9 protein-coding genes are annotated in these 7,360 nt (G+C 69.1%); 4 read left to right on the top strand and 5 right to left on the bottom strand.

Going from position 1 to position 7,360, the window contains the following annotated elements; translation table 11 throughout:
• From MKK88_RS03515 to MKK88_RS03535, 5 genes are all read right to left on the bottom strand, one after another.
• A partial coding sequence (locus MKK88_RS03515; RefSeq protein WP_243997215.1) for a porin occupies positions 1-331 on the bottom strand: 331 nt, incomplete at its 3' end.
• 405 nt (positions 332-736) lie between these two features.
• The gene (locus MKK88_RS03520; protein WP_243997216.1) at positions 737-1,426 is read right to left on the bottom strand and encodes a metal ABC transporter permease; all 690 of its coding nucleotides are present in this window, start codon (positions 1,424-1,426) and stop codon (positions 737-739) included.
• 123 nt (positions 1,427-1,549) lie between these two features.
• A complete protein-coding gene (locus tag MKK88_RS03525) occupies positions 1,550-1,888 on the bottom strand; it encodes a winged helix-turn-helix domain-containing protein (protein WP_243997223.1) in 339 nt (112 codons plus the stop codon).
• A 47-nt stretch (positions 1,889-1,935) separates the two neighbouring features.
• On the bottom strand, positions 1,936-2,535 hold the full coding sequence (locus tag MKK88_RS03530) for a HupE/UreJ family protein (RefSeq protein WP_243997217.1): 600 nt from the start codon (positions 2,533-2,535) through the stop codon (positions 1,936-1,938).
• Between the two features lie 82 nt (positions 2,536-2,617).
• Complete coding sequence (locus MKK88_RS03535; protein ID WP_243997218.1) at positions 2,618-3,181, bottom strand: PilZ domain-containing protein; 564 nt, start codon at positions 3,179-3,181, stop codon at positions 2,618-2,620.
• 364 nt (positions 3,182-3,545) lie between these two features.
• Between MKK88_RS03535 and MKK88_RS03540 the strand changes: the two genes are divergently transcribed.
• The 4 genes from MKK88_RS03540 to MKK88_RS03555 form a co-directional block, all read left to right on the top strand.
• Positions 3,546-5,033, top strand: a complete 1,488-nt coding sequence (locus MKK88_RS03540) for an ABC transporter substrate-binding protein (protein ID WP_243997219.1) — start codon at positions 3,546-3,548, stop codon at positions 5,031-5,033.
• Complete coding sequence (locus MKK88_RS03545) at positions 5,033-5,977, top strand: ABC transporter permease (protein ID WP_243997220.1); 945 nt, start codon at positions 5,033-5,035, stop codon at positions 5,975-5,977. The genes MKK88_RS03540 and MKK88_RS03545 overlap by 1 nt, the downstream gene beginning before the upstream one ends.
• On the top strand, positions 5,974-6,903 hold the full coding sequence (locus MKK88_RS03550; protein WP_243997221.1) for an ABC transporter permease: 930 nt from the start codon (positions 5,974-5,976) through the stop codon (positions 6,901-6,903). Before MKK88_RS03545 ends, MKK88_RS03550 begins: the two co-directional genes overlap by 4 nt.
• Positions 6,900-7,360: ATP-binding cassette domain-containing protein (locus MKK88_RS03555; RefSeq protein ID WP_243997222.1), on the top strand; the 461-nt coding region annotated here is incomplete at its 3' end. The genes MKK88_RS03550 and MKK88_RS03555, both read left to right, overlap by 4 nt.

Consider the following 7,360-nt stretch of genomic DNA (forward strand, 5'->3'; position numbering starts at 1 on the left):
GGCGGACGAAGGCGCGGAGCGTGCCGTAGGCGGTCTGGGTGCGGGCATCGAGGTTGATGCGCATCCGGCCCTGGTAGCCCGACGTGTCGCCGCCGTTTGCGTTCTGGCGCGAGTAGCTGGTCATGTACCCGCCCTCGAACCGGGCGCGGCCCGAGACGCGCAGGCAGGTGTCGGTGCCGGGGATGTAGAAGAAGCCGGCACCGTAGGCGGTGCAGACACGGACGTACTCGATCGGCACAGCCTTCTTGACCGGCAGATCGGCGGCGTGCGCGGCGCCCACCGCCGCAAAAGCGGCAGCCGACCCGAGCAACGAGCCCTTCAAGAGCTTCATTGATATCTCCAAAGCTTCGAGACCCAAGAATGCGGACGTGCCCGGTTGACCGGATCTCACCGCACGTTTTGTAGATTTGGCCTGCGTCTTGAGCGGCAGGCTCTTGCGGGCTCTCGCTTGGCGATGCCCCCGTGCACCCTCACCATGTGCGAACAGGTTTCGGGCGGCAACGAGGATTCTCGTCTATTGCCGCGGTTCCGACGCGATGTTGCCTGCTGGCAACAATTTCGAGGCGCATTGGCCATTAACCGGATTGCGGAGGCCGGTTTCGCGTGGGTTTCCAGAGCGTCTTCGGCTTCGAATAGCCCGGCGCCGGTATTCGCGCGCCGGACGATTCGTGCGTTGAACCCGTGTCAGCCGCCGTTGTTGACGGGGCTGCACGGATGGCCGCGTTACATTGCCGGCTTACATGGGCGGGGTCAGGCCGTCCTTGCCGACGGCGACCCGGCGGGCGGTCAGATGCCCCTCGTCGTCGCGCGCCACCACCACGAACGCCTTGGCGCCCGCCGTGAGAGCCGAGGCGTCGGCCGGTGCGAAGCTGACGACCGGTGCCTGCGGCGGCACCAGGATCTGGATGGACTGCCCCTTGCCGTAATCCACGGTCAGCGTCCGCTCGGCCCCGCTGCCGCTCGCCGTGACGGTGCCGTTGGTCATGGCAGACTTCACCCGGGGGGCATCGGGTGCGGTCGAACGGGTGTCGGCCTTCACGGTGCCGTTGGTCATCGCGCTCTTCACCTGCGCGCCGCCCGCCGTGCGATCCGGGATCATGTCCCAGTCGTAGTGCCCCTCGCCGGTGCCGCGCATCGCCTCGGGGAACAGCACGACCTCGAGGGCCACCGGGGGCTCGCCCTTCGTGGCCGTGCCGATGAACACGCCGTCCTTGATCTGGTCGAGCGACGCCGGCACGACCCACGAGACCTTCGCGTCCGGCGGCAACGCCACGGATTCGGATTTGCCGTCGAGGGTCTTCAGCATGAAGCCGCCGCCCTTGACCGCCTCCACGGTCCCGCGCAGGCGCTCGACCTTCGGGGCCGCCTGTGCGCCCGTGGTGATAGCCAGCAAGCTCATCAAGGCGAGCGTCGTGATCTTTGCCATGTGGGGTCCTCTTCTGCCGCCGGGGATTATCGCGACCGGCGGGACGTGGTGCAGCGGGCGGCGCAATCAGCCCCGGGGGCCTGCGACATCCACACCCGCATATCGCCCCCACGCCCGGGCCGGTTACAGGTCCCCAGCTTGCCCCAGTTGGCTCAGGTATGGGGCGGTCGCCGCCTCGGCAGCCGATTCAACCGCCCGGTACTGCGCCACCACCGCGGCGCCAAAGGCCGAGAGGCGGGCGCCGCCCCCGGCCCGGCCGCCGATCTGCGCCTCCACGACCGGGCGATCGAAGCCGCGGTTCATCGCCTCCACCAGCAGCCACGCGCGCCGGTACGACATGCCGAGCGCCCGGCCGGCCGCCGAGATCGAGCCATGTTCGGCGATCGTCTCCAGCAGGCGCACCTTGCCGGGGCCGAGCCTGTGCCCGGGCCCCAGATCGATACGGATGCTCAGGCGCGGCAGCGGCTTCCCGACGGGCGCGCGCGCCGCTGACGGATCGACCGCCTCACTCAGGCCGGCAGCACCAGCAGGGCGAGCCCCGCCATCGCGACGCCGGCGCCGAGGACCGGCGCGGCCCGCGTTGCGCCCAGGCGGGCCCCCGCGATCCCGACGCCGATCCCCGCGGCATGGAGGAGCGCGGTCGCCGCCAGGAAGCCGGAGCCGAACGACAGGCCGGAGGCGGTCTCCGGCATCTCGGCCCCGTGCGCGTAGCCGTGAAAGACCGCGAACACCCCGACCAGGGCAGCCAGCAGCGCCACCGGCGCCCGCAGGCCGATCATCGCGGCGAGGCCGAAGACCACGATGGAAAGGGCGATCCCGGTCTCGGCATAGGGCAGCGCGATGCCGGCCATGCCGAGCCCCGCTCCCGCGCACATCAGCGCCAGGAAGGACAGGGGCAGCGCCCACAGGGCCCGCCCGCCCCGCAGGGCCGCCAGCAGGCCGACCGCGACCATCGCCAGCACGTGGTCGGTGCCCATCAGCGGATGCAGGAAGCCCGCCTCCGCGCCGGTGGCGGCACCGTGGCCCGGATGGGCGAGCGCCGCCTGCGGCAGCAGCGCGAGCGCGGCCGGAAGGGCAGCGGCGAGAGAGGCGGGGAAATGGCGCGTCATGAGATGTCCTTGGCTGATCCCGGGAAATGTAGCGCCCATCCGCCGCCGCTGCGAGGCCCCGCCGCGCATCTCACGACATCCCCTATAGGGTCATCGCCTCGTGGACGGCGCTTGGCTCGAAGGGCTCGACGAACGCGGCTCCCAGCCCATGGGTGAAATGCCGCACGACGCGGGCCAACTTCTGGCCAATCCGGATCGTCGCGCCGAGTTCGAGCGTCTGATCGACCAGCAGCGCCACGCCGGACGCCGAGATATTGAGCACGTGCCCCGAAACGGCATGGCCGCCCTCCAGCGTCACGGCCACGCTCTTCTGCTTCGGAACGATGCGGCGCTCGATCCGGACCGGCTCCACGCGGAAATCCTGAGCCTTGGACAGCCTCACGAACTGGCGCGCCAAGCCGGCGAGCGCGGGCCGGCCCCCACGGACCGAGACGACGAATTCCTGGCCTGCCGCCTGGTCGATCCGCGCATGCAGGAGGCCGATGTGGCGGATGCGGCAGGTGATATCCTCGCCCGGGATCAAGCGCGACGACGAACGGAAGCGGATCCCCTCGACCGAGACGTCCGTGGTGATCGCGTAGAAATCCCGACGGCGCGCAGTCCAGCACAGGGCGGGCAGAATGATGCGGTGTCGCGGGTCATGCATGTCCTTTATCGACGCCCTCGTGACATGGCGGCGTTATGCGACGGAATGACCTGCCGATAGGCTCCGGGACTCGATAAAATTTATCTTTCCGTTGATGGGATTTTATTGCGCTCTCGCACATCCAACATTGGCGCCTACTGACAAGATCTTTCTTTATTCATCGTTCGGATATCGGAGCAGGCGGCTCCCGATACGCCAATACCCCCGCCGAAACCGCTCAGATATAGGATGCAGCTTGACCGTCTGGCATGGATGCTGCCTTGGGATTGTGCATGCCATGGAGGTGCGCAACACTCTTAGCCGCCTCTGGATCGGCCGTGGCCGATCGCGTCCCGCCACCCGCGCCAGCCTTCGGACCGAATTCATGTTGCGTCTCGCCGCCTGCCTCCTTGCCGGGATGGTCCTGTCCGGACCTGTCGCCGCGCAGACCCTGCGCTACGGCATGATGGAAGATCCGGACGCCCTCGATCCGACGCTCGCCCGGACCTTCGCGAGCCGGATGGTGTTCGCCGCCCTCTGCGACAAGCTGGTGGATATCGGGCCTGACCTGAAGCCAGTGCCGCAGCTCGCGACCTCCTGGGAGCTCTCCCCCGACGAGAAGGCGCTGACCATGCATCTGCGCCCGGGGGTGCTGTTCCACGACGGCGAGAAGCTCGACGCCGCCGCGGCCAAGTACTCGATCGAGCGGCACATGAAGATGCCGGGCTCGCAGCGCCGCTCGGAGATCGCGCCGATCGCCTCCGTGGACGTCGTCGACGACCTCACCTTCCGCATCAACCTGAAGCAGCCCTTCGCCCCGCTGCTCGCACAGTTCACCGACCGGGCCGGCATGATGGTCTCGCCCAAGGCCGCCGAGCGGCTGGGCGACAAGTTCGCCTCCGCGCCGGTCTGCGCCGGGCCGTACAAGTTCGTGGAGCGCGTGCCGCAGGACCGGATCGTGGTCGAGCGCTTCCCCGACTACTGGAACAAGGACGCGATCCACATCCAGCGGATCGAGTTCCGGCCGATCCCCGACGCCACCGTGCGGCTCACCAACCTCCGGGCGGGTCAGCTCGACCTGCTGGAGCGCCTCGCCCCCACCGACGTGCCGCAGGTGAAGCGCGACGCCAAGCTGAAGCTTGAGTCCACCACCGAACTCGGCTTCCAGGAGATCCTGTTCAACCCCAACAAGGCCGGCTCGCCGGTCTCCGATCCGAAGGTGCGCGCCGCCTTCGAGGCGGCCATCGATCGCAACGCCATCAATCAGGTGGTCTATAACGGCGAGTTCCTTGCCGGGAACCAGTGGGTCAATCCGAAGAACCCGAACTACGTCGCCGAGTACCCGATCCCGAAGCGGGATGTGGCCAAGGCGAAGGCGCTGCTCGCCGAGGCCGGCAAGCCGAACCCGCAGATCACGCTCACCGTCTACGCCAACAGCGAGTCGCCGCAGGTCGGTCAGGTGATCCAGGCGATGACCAAGGAGGCCGGGTTCGACGTGAAGCTTCAGGCGGTGGACTTCACCACGGCGCTCGATGCCGCCGACAAGGGCAATTACGAGGCGCAGCTCTATTCCTGGAGCGGCCGCTCGGACCCCGACGGCAACACGTTCAGCTTCCTGTTCTGCAAGGCGGCGCTGAACTATCCGAAATACTGCAGCCCGGAGGCCGATGCGGCGCTCCAGGCCGAGCGCAGCACCATCGACCCGGCCAAGCGCAAGGCCGCCTGGAAGGCGCTGGCCGATCACGTGCTGACGGACCGGCCGGGCATCTACATCCTGCACCGCAAGCTGCTCTGGGCCTACAGCCAGAAGCTCACGGGCTTCGTGCCCTATCCGGACGGGCTCGTGCGCTTCACCGGGTTGAAGCTCAACTGATGCTGCGCTTCCTCGCCCGACGCCTCGCCCTGGCGGTTCCGACCCTGATCCTCGCCTCGATGATCATCTTTGCCCTGCAGCAATTGCTGCCGGGGGACGTCGCCACGGCGCTGACCGGCGAGGAGCGCGACCCGCAGGTGATCGCCTTCATCCGCGAGAAGTACCACCTCGATGAGCCCCTGCCGGTGCGCTACGCCTACTGGGCCGGCGGGGTGCTGCGGGGCGATTTCGGCGAGTCGATCCGGCTGCAGAAGCCGGTCTCCGAACTGATCGTCGAGAAGCTGCCGGTGACGCTCGAACTCGCCTGCCTCGCCATGCTGGTGGCGCTGGCCATCGGCGTGCCGATGGGCGTGCTCTCGGCGGTCAAGCGCGGTCAGGCCGCCGACACGATCGCCAACGGGATCGCCCTCTGGGGCCTGTCGGTGCCGAATTTCTGGCTGGGGATCCTGCTGATCCTGCTGTTCTCGGTGGAGCTCGGCTGGCTGCCGGCCTCGGGCTACGTCTCGCCGTTCGAGAGCTTGTCCGAAAACCTCGCCGCCATGGTGATGCCGGCCTTCGTGCTCGGCAACGCCATCGCGGCGGTGATGATGCGCCATACCCGCGCGGCGATGCTCGGCGTGCTGGGTTCCGACTACGTCCGCACCGCCCGCGCCAAGGGCGTCTCGCCTCTACGGGTCACCCTGCGGCACGCCCTGCCCAACGCCGCGATCCCGATCATCACCCTGGGGGCGCTGGAATTCGGCCAGCTCCTGTCGGGGGCGGTGCTCACCGAGCAGGTGTTTTCGGTGCCGGGCTTCGGCAAACTGATGGTCGATGCCGTGTTCAACCGGGATTTCGCCACGGTGCAGGGCGTCGTGATCTGCACGGCGGCCACCTACATCGCCCTGAACCTCGCCGCCGACCTGCTGTCGGCCGCCGTGAACCCGAAGCTGAGGCGGGCATGAGCACCGGCAGCGAGATCGCCCGCGCCGAGGCGGTCGGCCTGGAAGCCGCCCCGTCCGGCACCACCGCCCAACCCATTCTTCGAGAGCCCAGCACCCTCGCGGCGTTCTGGCGGCGCCTGCGTGCTCGCAGGAGCGCCGTTGCGGGCCTCGTCATCGTCGGCCTGCTGATCCTGATGGCGGTCTTCGCCCCTTGGATCGCGCCCTACGACCCCACCGCCACCGACTGGGCCAACGTCCGCGGGGCGCCGAGCCTCGCCCACCCATTTGGCGGCGACGAGGTCGGGCGCGACGTGCTCTCCCGGATCATCTTCGGCGCCCGGGCCTCCCTCGGCGCCGGCCTCGTCTCGGTGGCGCTCGCCGTCTCCCTCGGCCTGCCGCTCGGCCTGCTCGCCGGCTACGCGGGCGGCTGGATCGACGGGGTGATCTCCCGCCTCACCGACGCGCTCCTGGCGATCCCGTTCCTGATCCTGGCGATTGCGCTCGCCGCCTTCCTGGGCCCGAGCCTGGTCAACGCGATGATCGCGATCGGCCTCTCGGCGACCTCGACCTTCATCCGTCTCACCCGCGCGCAGGTCCGTGCCGTGGCGGCCGAGGAGTTCGTGGAGGCGGCCCGCGCCATGGGCAACCCGCCCTGGCGGATCGCCCGGGTCCACATCCTGCCCAACATCGTCCCGGCGATCCTCGTCCAAGCGACGCTCACCATCGCGGCGGCGATCATCGCGGAGGCGAGCCTGTCATTCCTCGGCCTCGGCCAGCAGCCGCCCGAGCCCTCCTGGGGGGCGATGCTCAACACCGCCAAGAACTTCATGGACCAAGCGCCCTGGATGGCGATCTGGCCCGGCCTGTCGATCTTCCTGGCGGTGCTCGCCTTCAACCTGTTCGGCGACGGCCTGCGGGACGCCCTCGACCCGAGGCAGCGCACATGACGAAGCCCCTGTTGGACGTCCGCGACCTCGCGGTGGCCTTCGACACCGACGGCGGCGCGGTCCACGCGGTCAACGGCGTCTCCTACACGCTGCACGAGGGCGAGACGCTGGGCATCGTCGGCGAATCCGGCTCCGGCAAGAGCGTGCATGTGCTCGCCATGCTGGGCCTGATCCCGCGCCCGCCCGGCCGGATCACCGGCGGGCAGGTCCTGTTCGAGGGGCGCGACCCCCTCGCCCTGAAGGAGCGCGAACTGCGGAAGCTCCGCGGCGGCGCGATCGGCGTCGTGTTCCAGGCCCCGTTGAGCGCGCCCAACCCCGGCATGACGGTGGCGGCGCAGATCATCGGGTCCTGGAACACGAAGCCGATCGCGCCGCCGCGGATCTTCCGCAGTTCGCGCTCCTTCAGGGCGAGGAGGTCGCGCCCCTCGAACAGGACCTGCCCGCCGGTGATCCGGCC

This window comes from Methylobacterium sp. E-005 (genome assembly GCF_022829725.1).
Taxonomy (GTDB): domain Bacteria; phylum Pseudomonadota; class Alphaproteobacteria; order Rhizobiales; family Beijerinckiaceae; genus Methylobacterium.

Bases quoted from the DNA above. Each gene is read 5' to 3' on its own strand.
- MKK88_RS03520 (WP_243997216.1), bottom strand. From the start codon at position 1,426: ATGGCAAAGATCACGACGCTCGCCTTGATGAGCTTGCTGGCTATCACC.
- MKK88_RS03530 (WP_243997217.1), bottom strand. From the start codon at position 2,535: ATGACGCGCCATTTCCCCGCCTCTCTCGCCGCTGCCCTTCCGGCCGCG.
- MKK88_RS03535 (WP_243997218.1), bottom strand. From the start codon at position 3,181: ATGCATGACCCGCGACACCGCATCATTCTGCCCGCCCTGTGCTGGACT.
- MKK88_RS03540 (WP_243997219.1), top strand. From the start codon at position 3,546: ATGTTGCGTCTCGCCGCCTGCCTCCTTGCCGGGATGGTCCTGTCCGGA.
- MKK88_RS03545 (WP_243997220.1), top strand. From the start codon at position 5,033: ATGCTGCGCTTCCTCGCCCGACGCCTCGCCCTGGCGGTTCCGACCCTG.
- MKK88_RS03550 (WP_243997221.1), top strand. From the start codon at position 5,974: ATGAGCACCGGCAGCGAGATCGCCCGCGCCGAGGCGGTCGGCCTGGAA.